We start from the raw sequence: 17,381 nt of genomic DNA, 5'->3' as shown, positions 1-17,381 counted from the left end.
GGCGGCTGCGCCGGTGTCCTAACCGATGGCGTAGTCAGCGGCAAGACTTCCGCGCGCCGCGCAGCGGCGGCGGCCGAAAGGATAAAATCTTAACTATGCCTCCGATAGAAACAATTTCGCCATCATCGCGGCATGGTGCCGACACAATCGGCGGAAATATTGCATTCATAAACAATGGCTTCCGAGATTTTGGCCATGGCTGCCCCTCTGACGAACCGGCGGATCGCCCATACGACCGTTTCGGGCCACAGCGACGCTCATCCTGCCGCGTTGCGCCCCGCTACCGGACGCAGCGATACCACAAGCCGCATGACCGGCCCGTTCGAGGTCGCCCCGCCCAAAGGCGGATCGGAACTCAGCGCCACCTTCGTCACCGGCCTGCTGGTGATCTATCCGGCCTTCGCCACCATGCTTGCCATCATTTTCGGGCTGTTCCTGACCGGCCGCGGCGCGTAGGAACTCTACCCCGAAACCGGCAACCACTTTCGTGAGGCAAGCTCTTTGTTTGAGCATGCCTTTATCCCGAAACCGGCAACCACTTTCGTGAGGCAAGCTCTATCGAGGCCGTTTGAACGCCTTTCGCTCTTTCTCGATCGGCTGCCGGCATTTGCAGCCTTCCAGGTGATCGTTGACCAGCCCCATCGCCTGCATGAAGGCATAGACCGTGGTCGGGCCGACAAAGCTCCAGCCGCGCTTCTTCAGTTCCTTCGACATGCGCACCGACACAGGCGTGGTCGGGTTGGCGCGCATATGCGCGACATCGACCACCTTTGGCCGCTCGTCCGGGCCGGGTTCGAACCGCCAGAACCAGGCCGCAAGCGAGCCGGACTCGTCGGCCATTTCACGCGCGCGCCTTGCGTTGTTGATGGTGGAGACGATCTTGCCGCGATGACGGACGATGCCCGCATTGCCGAGCAGGTGCTCGATGTCCTTGTTTGTGAATTCGGCGACCCGGTCGATCTCGAATCCGTCAAAGGCTTCGCGAAAATTTTCGCGCTTGCGCAGGATGGTGAGCCAGGAAAGGCCGGATTGAAAACCTTCGAGGCATATCTTTTCGAACAGGCGCGTGTCCTCGGCCATCGGCCTGCCCCACTCATTGTCGTGGTAAGCAAGGTAATCCGGCAGGTTGGCATGCCATGCGCAACGCAACGCGCCGTCTGGTCCGGCCAGCAGACCCGTTTCGTCAGTCATTGCTGAAATCCCCCATTCCTAACGCGCCTAGCGAGGCATTAACGACGGCTTTACCAGATTCCTGAACCGCCCGATAACCACACCGAAAACTTTCCTGACAAAGCGGCATTTTAGGCAATCGCGATTCACCTTTCAGTTGCAGGCCGCCGTCAACATGGCGGCGGGCGCGAGGGAAACCACCCGTTTTCAGAGCGCGAGGCAATTTTGTTGAGAGCATTGCGATGATGAAAACCTTATCCTGCCTGCTTGGCGCGGCCGCTATGCTGGCTCTAGCGCCGCAAGCCATGGCCAATGACCGCTATGCCGAACGGCCTCCGGTCATGGTCAGCCCCGACCTTTCTGCACCCTGGCTTTTGCAACTTGGCTATCCGGGTGGAACCTTGCGGCGCGAGGCACAGACGCGCCAACAGCGCGCGCGGCGCGCGCAGCCGGTAACGGCCCCGGTTCGGGTTCAACCGGACAGGACGCGCACCGCCGCCGTGCAGCGGTCCACCAAACGCGTGGTGATGCGGCCGCGCATCAACCCGATCTATCTGCCGCATGAAGTCAAATATGACGGCAAGCAGAAGCCGGGCACGATCATCATCGATACGCATGAGAATTTTCTCTATCTGGTACAGAAGGGCGGCAAGGCGCGGCGTTATGGCGTCGGCACCGGCAAGCCCGGCTTCGAATGGTCCGGCACGCATAAGGTTTCGGCCAAGCGGGAGTGGCCGGACTGGCGCCCGCCGGCCGAAATGATCACCCGCGAAAAGGCCAAGGGCCGCTATCTGCCGACCTATCTGGCCGGCGGTATCCAGAATCCGCTCGGTGCGCGGGCGCTTTATCTGGGCTCCACGCTTTACCGTATCCACGGCACCAACCAGCCCTGGACGATCGGCGGCGCGGTGTCGTCGGGCTGTATCCGCATGCGCAATGAGGACGTCATAGACCTTTACGAGCGCGTAGCGGTTGGCACAACGGTCGTAGTCATGTAATGAAGGTACAGCAACGGGGGACGGGCCGCGAAAGTGGCCGGTCGCAAAAGGGTGACGCGGACTACCGCGTCGCCCTTTCGTTTTTCCCTGTAACGTGGCAGAAGCCACGGCAACATCTCCTTTCTTTTTGGGGTTTCGTTTCATGTCCGACGATACACGCTACCTGAAAGGCGGCCCGGTCGCCCAACGTATCATGGCCGAAGTCAAGGCCGATGCCGCCGCCGCTACCGCCGAAGGATTTCCACCCAAGCTGGTGTCGATCACTGTGGGCGACGTCGCGGCAGTCGGCGTTTATGTCCGCAACCAGAAGGCCAAAGCCGAACTTACCGGCATCGGCTTCGAGGAGCGGCGGTTTGAAGCCGATATCACGGCCAGCGAGTTGGAAGCGGCGATCCACGGCATGAATGCCGACCCGCGTGTCACCGGCATCATCGTGCAGCGCCCGGTGCCGGCGCATATCCCGATCAAGGCGATCCAGGCGGCCATCCATCCGCTCAAGGATGTCGAGGGCATGCATCCCGCCTCGATCGGCAACATCGTCTACAACCAGCTTGACCTTGCGCCGTGTACGGCGGCGGCCTCGGTCGAACTGCTCAAGGAAACCGGCCTCGACCTGAAGGGGCTGGAAGTGGTGGTAGTCGGCCATTCCGAGATCGTCGGCAAGCCGATCGCCTTTCTTCTGATGAGCGAGGGCGCGACGGTGACGGTGTGCCACCACATGACGCGTTCGGTCGCGGCGCATGCCAGACGCGCCGACGCTCTTTTCGTGGCGGTCGGCAAGCCGCGCATGATCAAGGCGGACATGGTCAAACCCGGCGCCGCCGTCATCGATATCGGCATCAATTCCGAAGTCGGGCCTGATGGCAAGAACCGCATTGTCGGCGATGTTGACACCGAAAGCGTGAAGGACGTCGCATCGTGGATCACGCCGGTGCCGGGCGGCGTCGGGCCGATTACCGTGGCGATCCTGCTGCGCAACACCATGGTTGCGCTGAACCGGCAGCGGGCGCTCTATCGCACCACCTTCGGCGCGAACGACAAGCTGGCCGCTGAATAACCTTTCTATCGGGCGCTGACGGCAGGTTCCGCCACGCCTGCCGGTTTCTCGCCGCCATAGGCCCAGTCGAGCAGCCTCACCGTATGAACCACCGGCAGCCGGACGGCGGACGCAATCTGCGTGATGCAGCCGATATTGCCGGCGGCGACGATTTTCGCGCCGGTCGCCTCGATATTCCTGACCTTGCGGTCGCGTAGCGTCGCGGAAATCTCCGGCTGGAGAATGTTGTAGGTGCCGGCCGAGCCGCAACACAGATGCCCTTCGCGCGGCTCCCTGACCACGAATCCGGCTTTGGCGAGCAAGGCTTTCGGCTGGCGCGTTATCTTCTGGCCATGCTGCAGGGAGCACGCCGCATGATAGGCGACCACCGTGCCGGGCGTTAGAACCGGCTCCGGCAGTTCCAGCCCAGCCAGATATTCGGTGATGTCCTTTGCCAGCGCCGACACTTTGGCCGCTTTTTCGGCATAGGCCGGATCGAGCCGCAGCATGAAGCCGTAATCCTTGATCGTCGTGCCGCAACCGGAAGCGGTGACGACGATGGCGTCCAGCCCGCCATTGTCGATCTCGTGCATCCAGGCGTCGACATTGCGGCGCGCCGAAGCTAGCGCCTGCTCCTCGCGCCCCATATGATGCACCAGCGCGCCACAGCAGCCTTCGCCTTGCGGCACCACGACCTCGACACCGAGCCGGTTGAGCAGGGAAATCGTCGCCTCGTTGATGCCCGGCTCCAGCACCGATTGCGCGCAACCGGTGAGGATGGCGGCGCGCCCCTTCTTGGCCCTGCCCTGCACGCCGTGAACGCCGGGCTTCGCGGCAGACGACATGGCCGGCACCGTGCTGGGTGCAAGTCTCAGCATGGCGGCCAATGGTTTCAGGACCGGAGCTTTTTCGAACATGCCGGCAAAGGGCCGTCCGAGTTTCGCCAGTTTCAATGCGGTGCGGAATCGCACCGGATAGGGCAGCACGAAAGCCAGCAATGCGCGGATCAGCCGGTCGGGCAGCGGGCGGCGCCAGGTCTTTTCGATATGCGCGCGCGCATGATCGACCAGGTGCATGTAGTTCACGCCGGACGGGCATGTGGTCATGCAGGCAAGGCAGGACAGGCAGCGGTCGATATGGGTGACGATCTCGCGGTCAGCGGCGCGACCGTTCTCCAGCATGTCCTTGATGAGATAGATGCGGCCACGCGGGCTGTCCAGTTCGTTGCCGAGCGTCACGTAGGTCGGGCAGGTGGCGGTGCAAAAGCCGCAATGCACGCATTTGCGCAGGATCGCCTCCGATTCCGCGACATGTGGATCGGCGAGTTGCGCTTCGGTGAAATTGGTCTGCATCGCGTCCGCCTCACGCCGCCATGCGGCCGGGATTGAGAATGTTTTTCGGATCGAATTCGGCTTTCAGACGCGCCGCCAGCGCGGCAAGCGCCGGCGATGGCGACTCGAACACTGGGAGCGCCGCGCGCTGGGCCTCGCTCGCGCGCATCAAGGTGGCGTGGCCGCCGCCGAACTTGCGGATCATCGCCCGCACAAGGTCGGCCTCCGGCTCACCATGCGCCATGGAAAGCCAGATCAGCCCGCCCTGCCAGTCATAAAAGGCTTCCACCGCCGTCTGCATCCTCAGCGCCATCACCATGCGGTGACCGTCGGCCGGTGCCATGGAAACCCGCCACAGCGGCCTGTCCGAGCCGACAAAGGGCACGCAATCACGGATTTCACGCCACAGCGCCGGCGACGCCTCGCCGGAAATCTCCTCCAGCGGCCCCGCATCTTTCAGCAAATCCTTCAGCTTGCCGATGCGATAGGCAACCGAAGGCCCGAACCCTTCGACCCGTAGCAGCGTCGCCGCCTCGCGGCCAAGATGGCCTTCGGCAAGGCGCGTCACCACCGGATAGGGCAAATGCGCCGCGCTCGACACCTCCGCGTTTGAACCAAGCGCCAGTGCCATGGCCGCCGCGGCATGCTCGTCCAGCAGGCCGCGTATGGCGAGCGTGACTTCCGTTTGCGCCGCCGGCAAGACCTTGAAGGTAACGTCGGTGAGAACGGCCAGCGTGCCCCAGCTATTGGCCATGGCCTTGGGGAGATCGTAGCCGGTCACGTTCTTGACCACGCGGCCGCCGGACTTGAACGCCTCGCCCCGGCCCGAAACGGCATGAACGCCGAGAATATGGTCGCGCGCCGCCCCTGCCTTCAGCCGTCGCGGACCCGAAAGGTTCGTCGCCAGCACGCCGCCAATGGTGCCGCGCTCGGCTTCCCCGCCCAGCAACGGGCCGTAATCCGCAGGCTCGAAGGCAAGCTGTTGGCCGTGTGCGGCCAAAAGCGCCTCGATTTCAGCCAATGGGGTGCCGGCGCGCGCCGACAGTACGAGTTCCTCCGGTTCATAGAGCGTAATGCCGCCAAGCTTGGAAAGATCGAGCATATGCCCGGTCTGCACAGGACGGCCGATGGCGCGCTTCGAGCCATGACCGAGGATTTCCAATGGCGCCTCATCGGCAACGGCCCATTGCACCGTGGCGAGAACGTCTTCGGCTGTGGCGGGGGTGAAGGTGGTCATGTGAGGAAAACCTAAAACCTCGGAATGTCCGGAAAAGGCAGCTTGCCGGCATGGATATGCATGCGGCCAAGCTCCGCGCAGCGGCGAAGTTGCGGGAAAACCTTGCCCGGATTGAGCAGATGGTTGGGGTCGAAGGCGCATTTGACCCGCATCTGCTGGTCGAGATCGGTCTCGTTGAACATTTCCGGCATCAGGTCGCGCTTTTCGACGCCCACCCCATGCTCGCCGGTGAGCACGCCGCCGACACGCACGCACAGCCGCAGGATATCGGCGCCGAATTGCTCGGCCTTGTCCAGTTCGCCGGGCTTGTTGGCGTCGTAAAGGATCAGCGGATGCAGATTGCCGTCGCCTGCATGGAAGACATTGGCGACGCCGAGGCCGTATTTTTCCGACAACGCCTTCATGCCGGCCAGCACCTTGGGCAGTTCCTTGCGCGGAATGGTGCCGTCCATGCAGTAATAGTCCGGCGAGATGCGCCCGACTGCCGGAAACGCGGCCTTGCGCCCGGCCCAGAACGCCAGCCGCTCGTCTTCCGACTGGGAAATGCGGCAGGTGGTCGAGCCGTTCTGCAAGGCAATCGCCTCAACCTCGCCGATCAGATGATCGACCTCGACCGCAGGCCCGTCCAGTTCCACGATCAGGAGCGCCTCACAGTCCAGCGGATAGCCGGCATGGACGAAGTCCTCCGCGGCACGAATGGCCGGCCCGTCCATCATCTCCATGCCGCCCGGAACGATGCCGGCGCCGATAATATCGGCAACGCATTGGCCGCCCTGCTCGCTGCTTGGAAAACCGATTAAAAGCGCCCGCGCCGTTTCCGGCTTCTTCAGGATGCGCACCGTCACCTCGGTGACGACGCCGAGCAACCCTTCCGATCCGGTCATCACGCCGAGCAGATCGTAGCCTTCGGCGTCGAGATGCTTGCCGCCGAGGCGCAGGATTTCGCCATTCATCAAGACCATCTCGATGCCCAGAACGTTGTTGGCGGTAAGCCCGTATTTCAGGCAGTGCACGCCGCCGGAATTCTCCGCGACATTGCCGCCGATCGAGCAGGCGATCTGCGAGGACGGATCGGGGGCGTAATAAAAGCCCTCCTGCTCGACGGCGGTGGTAATGCCGAGATTGGTGACGCCCGGCTGGGCGACGACAACGCGATTGGGGTAGTCGATCTCCAGAATGCGGTTAAATCGGCTCATCACCAGCAACACCGCATCCTCAAGCGGCAGCGCGCCACCCGATAGCGAAGTGCCGGAGCCGCGCGGCACGACGCGGATAGTCCGCTCATTGCAGTATTTGAGGATTTTCGCGACTTGCGCCACCGTTTCCGGCAGCACCACGACAAGCGGCAATTGCCGATAGGCGGTGAGCCCGTCACTCTCGAAGGCCCGCATTTCACTGACGGCATCGACCACGCCTTCGCCCGGTACGATGATGCGCATATCGGCAACGATCTCCGCCCGGCGGGACAGCGTGGCCGCATCCGGCTTGGGCAGGACGAGTCCGGACATGACGATGCCTTTCGTGGGCCGCAGCGACAAAACAACTGGTAAAAAGCATTTACCAGTTGGCGGCACCGCTGGCAAATCATGCCTTGGTCGAAATCATTGGTGATATGCGCCCAAGGTTCCGTAGCGTCAATGTGACGCTGGCGGCTGTTCCCGTTCCGCATGGGAATGACGAATGCGCCGCACGGCCCACCACACCAAAAGCACGACGACAGGCACCGAGGCGGCGGTGATGAGCGTAGCGTCCAGTTCGTGGCCGAATATCTCGGTGCCGCCTTCTATCATATGGCCGATAAGGCCGACGACGTAATAGGACACGGCCGCCACGGACAAGCCCTCGACGGTCTGCTGGAGACGCAGTTGCAGGCTGGCGCGGTTGTTCATCGAGGCGAGCAGGTCGCGGTTCTGCTGCTCCATCTCGACATCCACCCAGGTACGCAGCAGCGTCGTTGCCCGCGTCAGCTTGCGCGACAGATTGGCCTGCCGCTCCTCGACCGACCGGCAGGTGCGCATGGCCGGCGCGACGCGGCGCTGCAAAAAGCCGCCCCATGTGTCGTAGCCGGGCACCGCCTGCTCCTCCAGCGCCTCAAGGCGCTCGCGCACAATGCCGTCATAGGCACGGCTGGCGCCGAAGCGATAAAGGCTGGACGCTGCGTCGGCCTCCAACTCGGCGGCCAGTTCGGTAAGATCGGCAAGCAATGTCTGGTTATCGCGGGTTTCGGCCGCCTTGATCTCGCGCGTGATGATGGCGAGGCGATCCTCGATGCGCCGTGCGCGGCCCGAGAGCGACAGCGCCAACGGCAGGCCAAGCATCGCCAGCGTGCGATAGGTTTCGACATCGATCAGGCGTTGCGAAAGCGCACCCATGCGCGTCGGCGTCAGGCCACGGTCGAGAACGAGCATGCGGGTCAGCCCGTCGCCATCCTGCCGGAAATCGGTGGCGATCGCCGCCTTGCCGCTCTCGACCAGCGAATAGCACAGGCTGCTCTGGTCGAAGCGGGCAATCAGCTTTTCGCTGGCTGCCGTCCATTTGCGGATTTCCAGCCTGATACCGGAAATCACCGTGCCCGGTGGCGAAAACCCATTGCCGAAGGGCGAGGCCTCCTGCGCCTTGGCGGCCTCGGCAAGCGGCCCTTGCCACAGATAGGTGGAAAACTCGGTGTGGCGCTCCCAGCTCAGCGAGCCCTTGCCCCATTTCATCGCATGATGCCTGGCCTGCCGGTCGGGCGCGGCGATGCCCAGGCGGCGCGACAATTCCGAAAGCACGGCATGATCGACGCTGGCGCCGGCCTCGGTCACGAAGGCCAGTTGCACCAGCACACGCGGCGTTTCAATCAACGGATGGGGACGCGAATGAACCTCGCCAAGCGCGCCGGGGCGTCCTTCATGCGCTGGAAAGCCCAGCACGCTGCCAGTGGCGCGTGACACGAATTCGAGGCTTCTTGGGTCGTCGGACACGGCTGTTCCCCCGGCTCCTGCGCCTGCGTAACGACTGCCCTGTAAAACCGAACGGAGGCATGCGCAAACGGGAATCGTGCAATCGAAAGCTTTTTGCGACGATAATTATGATGATAATTGGATAAATAAATTGACCACTTTGCGGTCATATCTTTATATTCAGCGCCATTCTTCCACTCATAGAGCAAGCTCTTGGGCGACATCTTCTCCAGGATCGAGCATTCACGCACCGCCGACGAGGTGATCGGCCAGATCGAGACGCTGATCCTCGAAGGCGTCTTGTCGGCTGGCGACCGGCTGCCGGGCGAGCGCGAACTCGCCAGGCAATTCGACGTCTCGCGGCCGATCCTGCGCGATGCGCTGAAATCATTGGAAGCGCGCGGGCTGCTCGTCACGAGACACGGTGGCGGCACCCATGTCGCCGACATTATCGGCGAGGTCTTTTCCAAGCCGGTGATGGACCTGATCGCCAGCCAGCCCAAGGCCGCGCACGATTATCTGGAATATCGCCGTGAAATCGAGGGGATAGCGGCCGAATATGCGGCGCGGCGGGCCACCGCCGACGATCTCGCCTTGCTCGACGGCATCATGGCACGCATGGACGAGGCCTACCGCACCGGCGATTTCGAGGACGAGGCCGGGATCGACGTGGAATTCCACCACGCGGTCGGCGAATGCGCGCACAATATCATCCTGCTGCACACGCTGCGCTCCTGCTACCGGCTCCTGTCGGAAGGCGTCTTCCAGAACCGGCTGCTGATCTTCTCGCTGCCCGGCGCGCGCGAAGAATTGCTGAAGCAGCATCGCGCCATCCATGCAGCCGTGAAAGCCGGCGATCCGGCCGGTGCCCGCAAGGCGGCAATGGATCACATTGCCTATGTCGAACGCTCGATGGCGGAAGCCGTGCGCAGTGACGACTGGCAGCGCGTATCCCGGCTGCGGCTGAGGCAGCGCGCCGGCGATGTCGGTTCCTTGAAGCCCGGCCCTTTGAGAAAACGCGATCTGAACGAGCGCGGACCAGTGCCCGAAGCCGACCCGGCATCCGAAACCAGCCCCATATTCAAGACCGGAAAAACCAGACCATGAGCATGCTTCTGACCATAGACGATTTGAAACAGCGCGCGCGCCAGCGCGTGCCGAAAATGTTCTTCGACTACGCCGATTCCGGCGCCCTGACGGAGAGCACCTATCGGGCGAACGAGGAGGATTTCTCCAAGATCAAGCTGCGCCAGCGCGTTCTGGTGGATATGACCAACCGCTCGCTTGCCTCGACCATGATCGGTGAGCCTGTGTCGATGCCGGTGGCGCTGGCCCCGACCGGATCGACGGGCATGCAGCATGCCGATGGCGAAATGCTGGCGGCGCAGGCGGCCGAGGAATTCGGCGTGCCGTTTACGCTGTCCACCATGAGCATTTGTTCGATCGAGGACGTCGCGTCGGTGACGAAGAAGCCGTTCTGGTTCCAGCTTTATGTCATGACCGACAAGGATTTCGTGCTCAACCTGATCGACCGTGCCAAGGCTGCGAAATGCTCGGCGCTGGTGCTGACGCTGGACCTGCAGATTCTCGCCCAGCGCCACAAGGATGTGCGCAACGGCCTGACCGCGCCGCCGAAGATGACGATTCCCAACATCATCGACATGGCGATCCGGCCGGGCTGGTGCCTCGGCATGTTCGGCACCAAGCGCCGCACCTTCCGCAATATCGTCGGCCACGCCAAGGACGTGAAGGACCTGTCGTCGCTGTCGGCATGGACCAATGAGCAGTTCGACCCGAAACTGTCGTGGAAGGACGTCGAATGGATCAAGGAACGCTGGGGCGGCAAACTGATCCTGAAAGGCATTCTCGACAAGGAGGATGCGGTCATGGCCGCCAAAAGCGGCGCCGATGCGATTATCGTTTCCAACCATGGCGGACGCCAGCTTGACGGCGCGCCGTCGTCGATCTCGGTGCTGGAGGAGATCGCCGACGGCGTGGGCGACAAGATCGAAATCCACATGGATGGCGGTATCCGATCCGGGCAGGACGTGCTGCGGGCGCTCTGCCTTGGCGCCAAAGGCGTTTATATCGGCCGCCCGTTCCTCTATGGGCTGGGGGCCGGCGGCAAGGCCGGCGTGACCACGGCGCTGGAGATCATCCGCAAGGAACTGGATACGACGCTGGCCTTGTGCGGCAAGCGCGATATCCGCGAGGCCGGCAAGGACATGCTTTATCGGCCGGACCGCCCGCTGCCCGCCGAAAAGCGCAAGGCCGCAACGGCAAAGGCCGGGAAGTAGCGTGCCGGAACGGACGGTCGATCTGGCTCAGGCGCGTGGCCCCGACGGCACGTTGCTCTACGCCATCGGCGATGTGCATGGCCGGCTCGACCTTCTGGCCGCCATGCACCACCACATCGCCGCGGAAATCGAACTGGCATTGTTTGAGGGCAAGGCCGCGGACTGGCGTATCGTGCATCTCGGCGACTATGTCGATCGCGGCCCTGACTCCAAGGGCGTGCTCGATTTTCTGGTCGCCGCGCAAAAGCGCGATGCCCGCAATGTCATGCTGGCCGGCAACCACGATGTCGGCTTTCTCGGTTTTCTCGAAGACCCCGCCAGGGGTCAGCTTTTCCTGAATTTCGGCGGCGTCGAGACGGCACGCTCCTATGGCGTGGAGCTTTATTCGGCCCCGACGCTGGAGGAAGACCACGCCGATCTGTTGTCCGCCATTCCCGACGCTCACATGATTTTCCTGCGGGCGCTGGATTTCTCGGTGATTTTCGGCGATTTCTTCTTCTGCCATGCCGGTATCCGGCCCGGTCGCCCGCTCGACCGGCAGCGCATCCACGATCTGATCTGGATTCGCGACGAATTCCTCGACAATGACGACAACTATACAAAAGTTGTCGTCCACGGCCACACACCCGCGTCGGAAGCCGAATTGCGCCGCAACCGTATCAACGTCGATACGCGCGCCTATGAGACAGGCCGACTCACGGCATTGGCTGTAAATGGCGCGAAAAAGCGTATCCTGTCAGCAACGAATGACGGCGTTTTTCAGCGTAGCGCAGCGGTAACGCCGTAACCATCAACTGCATGATGATCGTTGGCGGAATCGGCAGCATAAATGCCGAGGCCGCACATCACGATGGAGGCCAGCATGGCGAAGGACAACAATGCTGCTTTCACGGAAGTCATCTCTTGTTATAGCCTTTCACACATCAGCACAGGCGCGTTACCAATGCGTTGAAACTCAAAATTTGTGATAAAGTTTCAGCGATTTCTCGCTTTGGCAGTCATTGTTCGGCGCCTGTGTCGCCAAGGCCACAGGTCCCGCACGCCGTGATCCCGGCGGCCTTCTAGAGCGGGAAGCGGACACAACCCAAGCGATAAAAACACTATCCACCGCGGATTTTTTCGGCCGTGCCAAATTTGCCACGCGGCGTTGCCTTACCGCCTTATGGCGGCCACCCAATTGCGGGCAATGGCGAGACCTGCGGCATCAGCCTCCGGGCCGTTTACAGCCATTTCACCGTCAAGACGTTCTGCCCAATCAGGATGGTGAGAGCAAATAAAGTCCGCAAATATATCGCTCCAAGTTCGAACCAGTTTGCAGTCGGCTTCGAAATGAAACTGGAAGCCGTAAACGGCGCGGCCGATTCGAAACACCTGGTTCGACACTCCACCGCTTTCAGCAAGTTTCACCGCTTTGTCCGGCAGCGAAAACGTGTCGTCATGCCATTCGAAGATCGGAAATTGTTGCGGCAAAGTTGCAAGCACCGGATCGATTTTGGCTGCGTCCGTCAGCGCGATCCGTTGCCAGCCGAATTCGGTTGCTCCGCCAATCTGGTTTTTTCCGCCGAAGGCGCGGGCGACCAACTGGCCGCCCAGACAGATTCCGAGTACGGCATGATCGCGGGCCGCAAAATCGCGTATCAGCCCAAGTAGGACCGGAAAATAAGGATGGGTTTCGTCGGCGAGCGCATTCTGGCCACCGCCCAGAATGATCAATCCGTCATGCCTTGCGCCATCCGCCGGCAGGGCATCGCCCAGATAGGGTTTCCGCAGATCGACTTCGGCCTCCGCCTCGGTCAGTGCCGTACCAACCTGTCCCAAGCCGGTATCATCGAAATTCTGGACAACGAGGACACGCATCGCCATTCCTGACAGAAAAGAATTGGGCGAGCGATACCATGGCGCGGCGAGGTCGGCCAACATGAGAGCCGCCGCGAAATAAGGGAAAATCATATGCCATTGCAAAATCGCATCGATCCGTTCGGCGCAATTCATGCCGTAACCGAGCGCGGCCTGTTCACCGGCAATCGCGGCATCATCCACGATCCGGATACCAGGACGCTGTTGAGAAGACGCTGGGCATCGCAGGCATGGCTCATCTGCTTGTGTGAGTTCCAGAGCCGCAGGCGCGTGCCAATGGGCCGCAACCGGCCCGGTGGCCCTGATGGCCGGGGTCTGCCCGGATGGACCGAGCTTTTCTTTCTCGATGAAGTCACCGCGCTGGCCGCCGGGCATCGTCCTTGTTTCTTCTGCCGCCGCGAACGGGCAAAGGATTTTCTCATGCTGTTCGGGCGCGCATGCCATGCCGAAGAACCGCGCGCACCGACGCTGGATGCCCGGCTTCACAAGGAGCGGCTTGCCTCCGGCGGCACACCGCCAATCATCGCCTTGGACAGGCTCGCCAGCCTGCCGGACGGGGCGATGATCGCCGATGGTGAAGCAGCCTATGCACTGCGGTCCGCAAAGCTGCTGCGCTGGTCATTTTCGGGCTATATCCCTGGCGTCGAACCAAGCGCACTGGCAAAGCGTCCGCTTCGCATCCTGACCCCGGCAGCCACGCTGGCCGTACTTGCCCAAGGTTATCGGCCCGTCTGGCATTCGACAGCAGAGGCTTGACGCCGGGCTTTCGTGTATCGCATTGCTCGGCGATGCGCGCCAATTACCGATTGCAGCGGCTCCATGTGCCGAACGACCTTGCCAGCCAAGCGGTTGTGGAAGCAAATCCTCAGCAAAGCCACTATCTCGCCCATGTCCTGCGGCTGGCCGAGGGCGCGAAAGTGCTGTTGTTCAACGGCCGCGATGGTGAGTGGCTGGCGACAATCGACAGTAAAAGCAAGAAGGCCGTGCGATTGATTGTCGCCAGCCAGCAGCGGCCTCAGCCACCTGCTCCGGATCTCGTCTATTGCTTTGCGCCGCTGAAGCAGGGCCGGCTCGACTATATGGTCCAGAAGGCGGTCGAAATGGGCGCAGGCATCCTGCAACCGGTCATCACGCAACATACGCAGGTAACAAAACCCGGCATGGACCGGCTTGCCGCCAATGTGACGGAAGCCGCCGAGCAATGCGGTATCCTTGCCCTGGCCGAACTGCGGCCCCCGTTGAAACTCGACCGATTACTTGCTGGATGGGAGCCGGAGCGACGCCTGATCTTCTGCGACGAAGACGCCGATACCAACAATCCGATGCCAACATTGCAGGCGATCACGGAAAACAGGCTCGGTCTTCTGGTCGGCCCCGAAGGCGGGTTCTCGGAGGAGGAGCGCAAAATGCTGCGCACCTTAGCTTTCGTCACCGCCGTTCCGCTTGGGCCCCGCATTCTGCGCTCCGATACGGCGGCCGTCGCTGCTCTGGCGCTCATACAGGCAACAAAGGGCGATTGGTGAGTCAACACTGCAAGACAATGCACACGATCAATCCGCTTGATACGTGGCTCAGCAATTTTCTCTTGATCGGCTCCTGACATTTCGCCATCAAGCGCGGGCGGCCCAAACGGACCTGTCAGAAAGGCTTTGCATGGCGCGTGATACCACCGATTCCCAGCCTGTTTCCGGCATGGACGAACTCGCCTCCTATCTGGCGGCGGGTTGCAAGCCGCGCGAGCAATGGCGCATTGGCACCGAACATGAGAAATTCCCGTTCTATGTCGATGGCAACGCGCCCGTGCCCTATGGCGGCGAGCACGGTATCCGCTCCATCCTCGAAGGCATGCAGCAAAAGCTCGGCTGGGATCCGATCATGGATGCCGGGCGTATCATCGGCCTTGTCGAGCCGACGGGACAGGGCGCGATCAGCCTGGAGCCGGGCGGCCAGTTCGAACTGTCCGGCGCGCCGCTGGAGACAATCCACCAGACCTGCCGCGAGGGCAATGCCCATCTTTCGCAGGTGCGCGAGATCGCCGAACCGCTTGGCATCCGCTTTCTCGGTCTTGGCGGCAGCCCGAAATGGTCGCTCGCCGAAACGCCGATAATGCCGAAATCGCGCTATGAAATCATGACGCGCTACATGCCGAAGGTCGGTACAAAAGGCCTCGACATGATGTACCGCACCTGCACCATCCAGGTGAATCTCGACTTCGAAAGCGAAGCCGACATGCGGCGCAAGATGCAGGTTTCGTTGAAGTTGCAGCCGCTGGCAACAGCGCTGTTCGCCAATTCGCCGTTCACCGACGGCCGGCCGAACGGTTTGCAAAGCTGGCGCGGCGATATCTGGCGCGACACCGACAACCAGCGTTCCGGCATGCTGGAATTCTGCTTCTCATCCGATTTCGGTTTCGCCGACTACGCCGAATGGGCACTCGACGTGCCGATGTATTTCGTCATTCGCGACGGCCACTATCACGACATGACTCATGTCACGTTCCGGCAATTCATGGCGGGTGCGGCGCGCAAGGAAATTTCCGACGGCATGCCGACCATGGGCGACTGGGCGAACCATCTGTCCACGCTGTTTCCAGATGTGCGCCTGAAGCGGTTCCTCGAAATGCGCGGCGCCGACGGCGGACCGTGGCGGCGCATATGCGCCCTGCCCGCCTTCTGGGTCGGTCTGCTTTACGATGCCACAGCACTCGACGCCGCCGAAGCGTTCACGGCGGATTGGAGCTATGCGGAGGTCCAGGCGATGCGCGATGCGGTGCCGGAACAAGGCATCGCGACTCCGTTCCGCAACACGACGCTACGCGAAATCGCGCGCGAGGTGCTGGCCATTTCACGCGATGGCCTGAAACGGCGCGCCAAGCTGAACCGCGACGGCTATGACGAAACCACGTTCCTCAACACACTGAACGAGGTGGTGGCGCGTGGCACCACCAGCGCCGAGGAGATGCTTTCCGCCTACCACACACGCTGGGGCGGCTCGATAGAGCCTGTCTTCCTCGAATATGCTTATTGAACGAGCCCGCAAAAACACTTCTACAGCCTGCGGAAAGGCTTTAGGCTCCTCCGACTGGATCGAGGAGGAAAACATGCTTCCCTTATTCGACATGCTGGCGCAGGCCCAGAATGGTCAGGGCGTCGAAATGCTGGCCAAGCAATTCAATCTCTCGCAGCAGCAAACCGAAGCAGCCGTGGAGGCTCTATTGCCGGCCTTTTCACAAGGGCTGAAGCGCAAGACCGCCGATCCATACGGACTCGGAGTTGTCATGGCGGCCATGGCGAACGGCCAGCACGCGAAAGCTTTCGATGACGCCACCCAGGCTTTCTCGCGGCAAGGCGTTGAGCAAGGCAACGATGTGCTGGGCCAGTTATTCGGCTCGAAGGATTTGTCGCGCGCGGTGGCTTCGCAGGCCGCGCAAGCTACCGGCATCGGCAGCCAAGTGCTGCAACAGATGCTGCCGGCAATCGCCTCGATGATCATGGGCGGCCTGTTCAAGCAGGCCACCAACCAAACGCCGGCGGGCCAAGGCGCGGCAGGCGTGCCCGGCGACAATCCATTTGGCCGCATTTTCGAAGAGATGATGAGACAAGGCGGCGGCCAAAGCACGTCTCAGAAGCCGCAAAGCCCGTTCGATCCCGCAGCGAACAACCCCTTCGGCAAGATATTGCAGGATATGTTCGGGGGCGCCGTCACAAGCCAGCAGGTCCCCGGAGGAAGCCAACCGCAAACGCCGCAGAATCCGCTCGGCGACACGCCGTGGGGCAAGATACTTCAAGACATGCTTGGTGGGGCGCAAGGGCAGGCACAGCAATCAGCGCCGCAACCGCAGGCCGACGACGGCGCACTGACGAAAAGCCCGTATGAGGAGATATTCGGCAAGATGTTCGAGACCGGGCGTCAGCAGCGCGACGATTACCAGAAAGGCGTGGAATCGGTATTTGATCAATTCCTGAAAGGCATGGATCGCAGCCGCTAAGTTTCAATAAAAAGCCCGGTCCACTGAGGGACCGGGCAAGTTATGCAGGCGGCCGGTAGGGGACCGGCAGGGAGTGTGGGAGAAGCCTGCAATCAAAAGCCGGGCCGGTAAGGCCACAGACTGAAAAAGCATTCAGCCGATCTTGCGGGCGGCATCTTCGATGGAATCGATCCGCTCGCTTGCCAGTTCGCGAAGCCGCATCGTCGGATCATTGCCGAACGGGCCGCTCATGGCGACATGAAGGTCGGAGCGAGTGAGGCCGATGTCGGCCAATTCAGCATCGGATAATTCACCCAGCCGATAGAAATCGCGGCGGTTCTTCCAGTTCCGATAGAAGTTGTTGGCAGCCGCGGTCAATCGCGCCGCTATCGTGGCGGGCGCGGCGAGGCGTGAGGTTTCAACTGCACAGTTATGTACGGTCATTGCCCGTCTCCTTCTTCGCGGACAAGTCGTTTTCTCGGCGAGCCAACTATCCAGCCATGGGAAAACGGAGAACAGTGCTCGATTCACGTGTCTTCATGTGAA

General features: G+C 61.8%; 18 protein-coding genes. 10 read left to right on the top strand and 8 right to left on the bottom strand.

Translation table 11 applies throughout. From position 1 onward, the window contains the following. Positions 1 to 195 precede the first annotated feature (195 nt). Positions 196 to 456 (top strand): hypothetical protein, encoded by a 261-nt coding sequence (locus BFN67_RS12845; protein WP_192856829.1) that lies wholly within the window; start codon positions 196 to 198, stop codon positions 454 to 456. A gap of 99 nt (positions 457 to 555) precedes the next feature. On the opposite strand, the gene BFN67_RS12840 is transcribed toward BFN67_RS12845, so the two are convergent. After that, a complete protein-coding gene (locus BFN67_RS12840) occupies positions 556 to 1,191 on the bottom strand; it encodes a DNA-3-methyladenine glycosylase I (RefSeq protein WP_080919966.1) in 636 nt (211 codons plus the stop codon). A 221-nt stretch (positions 1,192 to 1,412) separates the two neighbouring features. Between BFN67_RS12840 and BFN67_RS12835 the strand changes: the two genes are divergently transcribed. Beyond that, entirely contained in the window at positions 1,413 to 2,168 is a 756-nt protein-coding gene (locus BFN67_RS12835; protein ID WP_080919965.1) for a L,D-transpeptidase, read from the top strand. A 142-nt stretch (positions 2,169 to 2,310) separates the two neighbouring features. Continuing rightward, complete coding sequence (locus BFN67_RS12830) at positions 2,311 to 3,225, top strand: bifunctional 5,10-methylenetetrahydrofolate dehydrogenase/5,10-methenyltetrahydrofolate cyclohydrolase (RefSeq protein ID WP_080919964.1); 915 nt, start codon at positions 2,311 to 2,313, stop codon at positions 3,223 to 3,225. Between the two features lie 5 nt (positions 3,226 to 3,230). On the opposite strand, the gene glcF is transcribed toward BFN67_RS12830, so the two are convergent. The 4 genes from glcF to BFN67_RS12810 form a co-directional block, all read right to left on the bottom strand. Further along, on the bottom strand, positions 3,231 to 4,556 hold the full coding sequence (glcF, locus tag BFN67_RS12825) for a glycolate oxidase subunit GlcF (protein ID WP_080919963.1): 1,326 nt from the start codon (positions 4,554 to 4,556) through the stop codon (positions 3,231 to 3,233). Between the two features lie 10 nt (positions 4,557 to 4,566). Beyond that, positions 4,567 to 5,772, bottom strand: coding sequence for an FAD-binding protein (locus BFN67_RS12820; RefSeq protein WP_080919962.1), 1,206 nt, complete (start codon positions 5,770 to 5,772; stop codon positions 4,567 to 4,569). An 11-nt stretch (positions 5,773 to 5,783) separates the two neighbouring features. Continuing rightward, complete coding sequence (locus BFN67_RS12815) at positions 5,784 to 7,280, bottom strand: FAD-linked oxidase C-terminal domain-containing protein (RefSeq protein ID WP_080919983.1); 1,497 nt, start codon at positions 7,278 to 7,280, stop codon at positions 5,784 to 5,786. A 126-nt stretch (positions 7,281 to 7,406) separates the two neighbouring features. Then, positions 7,407 to 8,735: a DUF3422 family protein gene (locus tag BFN67_RS12810; RefSeq protein ID WP_080919961.1), complete on the bottom strand. Its 1,329-nt coding sequence runs from the start codon at positions 8,733 to 8,735 to the stop codon at positions 7,407 to 7,409. Positions 8,736 to 8,927: 192 nt separating this feature from the next. On the opposite strand from BFN67_RS12810, the gene BFN67_RS12805 reads away from it, so the two are divergent. The 3 genes from BFN67_RS12805 to BFN67_RS12795 are packed head-to-tail and all read left to right on the top strand — an operon-like array spanning position 8,928 to position 11,798. After that, the gene (locus BFN67_RS12805) at positions 8,928 to 9,821 is read left to right on the top strand and encodes an FCD domain-containing protein (RefSeq protein WP_080919960.1); all 894 of its coding nucleotides are present in this window, start codon (positions 8,928 to 8,930) and stop codon (positions 9,819 to 9,821) included. Then, the gene (locus BFN67_RS12800; protein ID WP_080919959.1) at positions 9,818 to 11,011 is read left to right on the top strand and encodes an alpha-hydroxy acid oxidase; all 1,194 of its coding nucleotides are present in this window, start codon (positions 9,818 to 9,820) and stop codon (positions 11,009 to 11,011) included. The genes BFN67_RS12805 and BFN67_RS12800 overlap by 4 nt, the downstream gene beginning before the upstream one ends. A gap of 1 nt (position 11,012) precedes the next feature. Continuing rightward, complete coding sequence (locus BFN67_RS12795; RefSeq protein ID WP_245295251.1) at positions 11,013 to 11,798, top strand: metallophosphoesterase; 786 nt, start codon at positions 11,013 to 11,015, stop codon at positions 11,796 to 11,798. Here the strand turns inward: BFN67_RS12795 and BFN67_RS25085 are convergent. Together BFN67_RS25085 and BFN67_RS12790 are read right to left on the bottom strand one after the other, a co-directional pair. Next, the gene (locus BFN67_RS25085) at positions 11,771 to 11,902 is read right to left on the bottom strand and encodes a hypothetical protein (RefSeq protein WP_280951331.1); all 132 of its coding nucleotides are present in this window, start codon (positions 11,900 to 11,902) and stop codon (positions 11,771 to 11,773) included. The genes BFN67_RS12795 and BFN67_RS25085 overlap by 28 nt on opposite strands. A gap of 261 nt (positions 11,903 to 12,163) precedes the next feature. Further along, entirely contained in the window at positions 12,164 to 12,868 is a 705-nt protein-coding gene (locus tag BFN67_RS12790; RefSeq protein ID WP_080919981.1) for a type 1 glutamine amidotransferase, read from the bottom strand. Positions 12,869 to 12,961: 93 nt separating this feature from the next. Between BFN67_RS12790 and BFN67_RS12785 the strand changes: the two genes are divergently transcribed. The 4 genes from BFN67_RS12785 (at position 12,962) to BFN67_RS12770 (ending at position 16,856) form a co-directional block, all read left to right on the top strand. Beyond that, on the top strand, positions 12,962 to 13,624 hold the full coding sequence (locus BFN67_RS12785; protein WP_080919958.1) for a hypothetical protein: 663 nt from the start codon (positions 12,962 to 12,964) through the stop codon (positions 13,622 to 13,624). A 32-nt stretch (positions 13,625 to 13,656) separates the two neighbouring features. Further along, positions 13,657 to 14,391 (top strand): 16S rRNA (uracil(1498)-N(3))-methyltransferase, encoded by a 735-nt coding sequence (locus BFN67_RS12780; protein WP_080919957.1) that lies wholly within the window; start codon positions 13,657 to 13,659, stop codon positions 14,389 to 14,391. A 130-nt stretch (positions 14,392 to 14,521) separates the two neighbouring features. Further along, positions 14,522 to 15,895: a glutamate--cysteine ligase gene (locus BFN67_RS12775; protein WP_080919956.1), complete on the top strand. Its 1,374-nt coding sequence runs from the start codon at positions 14,522 to 14,524 to the stop codon at positions 15,893 to 15,895. 73 nt (positions 15,896 to 15,968) lie between these two features. Beyond that, entirely contained in the window at positions 15,969 to 16,856 is an 888-nt protein-coding gene (locus BFN67_RS12770) for a DUF937 domain-containing protein (RefSeq protein WP_080919955.1), read from the top strand. 132 nt (positions 16,857 to 16,988) lie between these two features. On the opposite strand, the gene BFN67_RS12765 is transcribed toward BFN67_RS12770, so the two are convergent. Further along, complete coding sequence (locus BFN67_RS12765) at positions 16,989 to 17,279, bottom strand: DUF1127 domain-containing protein (RefSeq protein WP_080919954.1); 291 nt, start codon at positions 17,277 to 17,279, stop codon at positions 16,989 to 16,991. Between the last annotated feature and the right edge of the window lie 102 nt (positions 17,280 to 17,381).

Source organism: Manganibacter manganicus (assembly GCF_002075885.1).
In the GTDB taxonomy this organism is placed as follows: Bacteria; Pseudomonadota; Alphaproteobacteria; order Rhizobiales; family Rhizobiaceae; genus Mesorhizobium; species Mesorhizobium manganicum.
The sequence above is the reverse complement of the archived record's forward strand: the minus strand, read 5'-3'. Positions and strand labels throughout refer to the sequence as shown.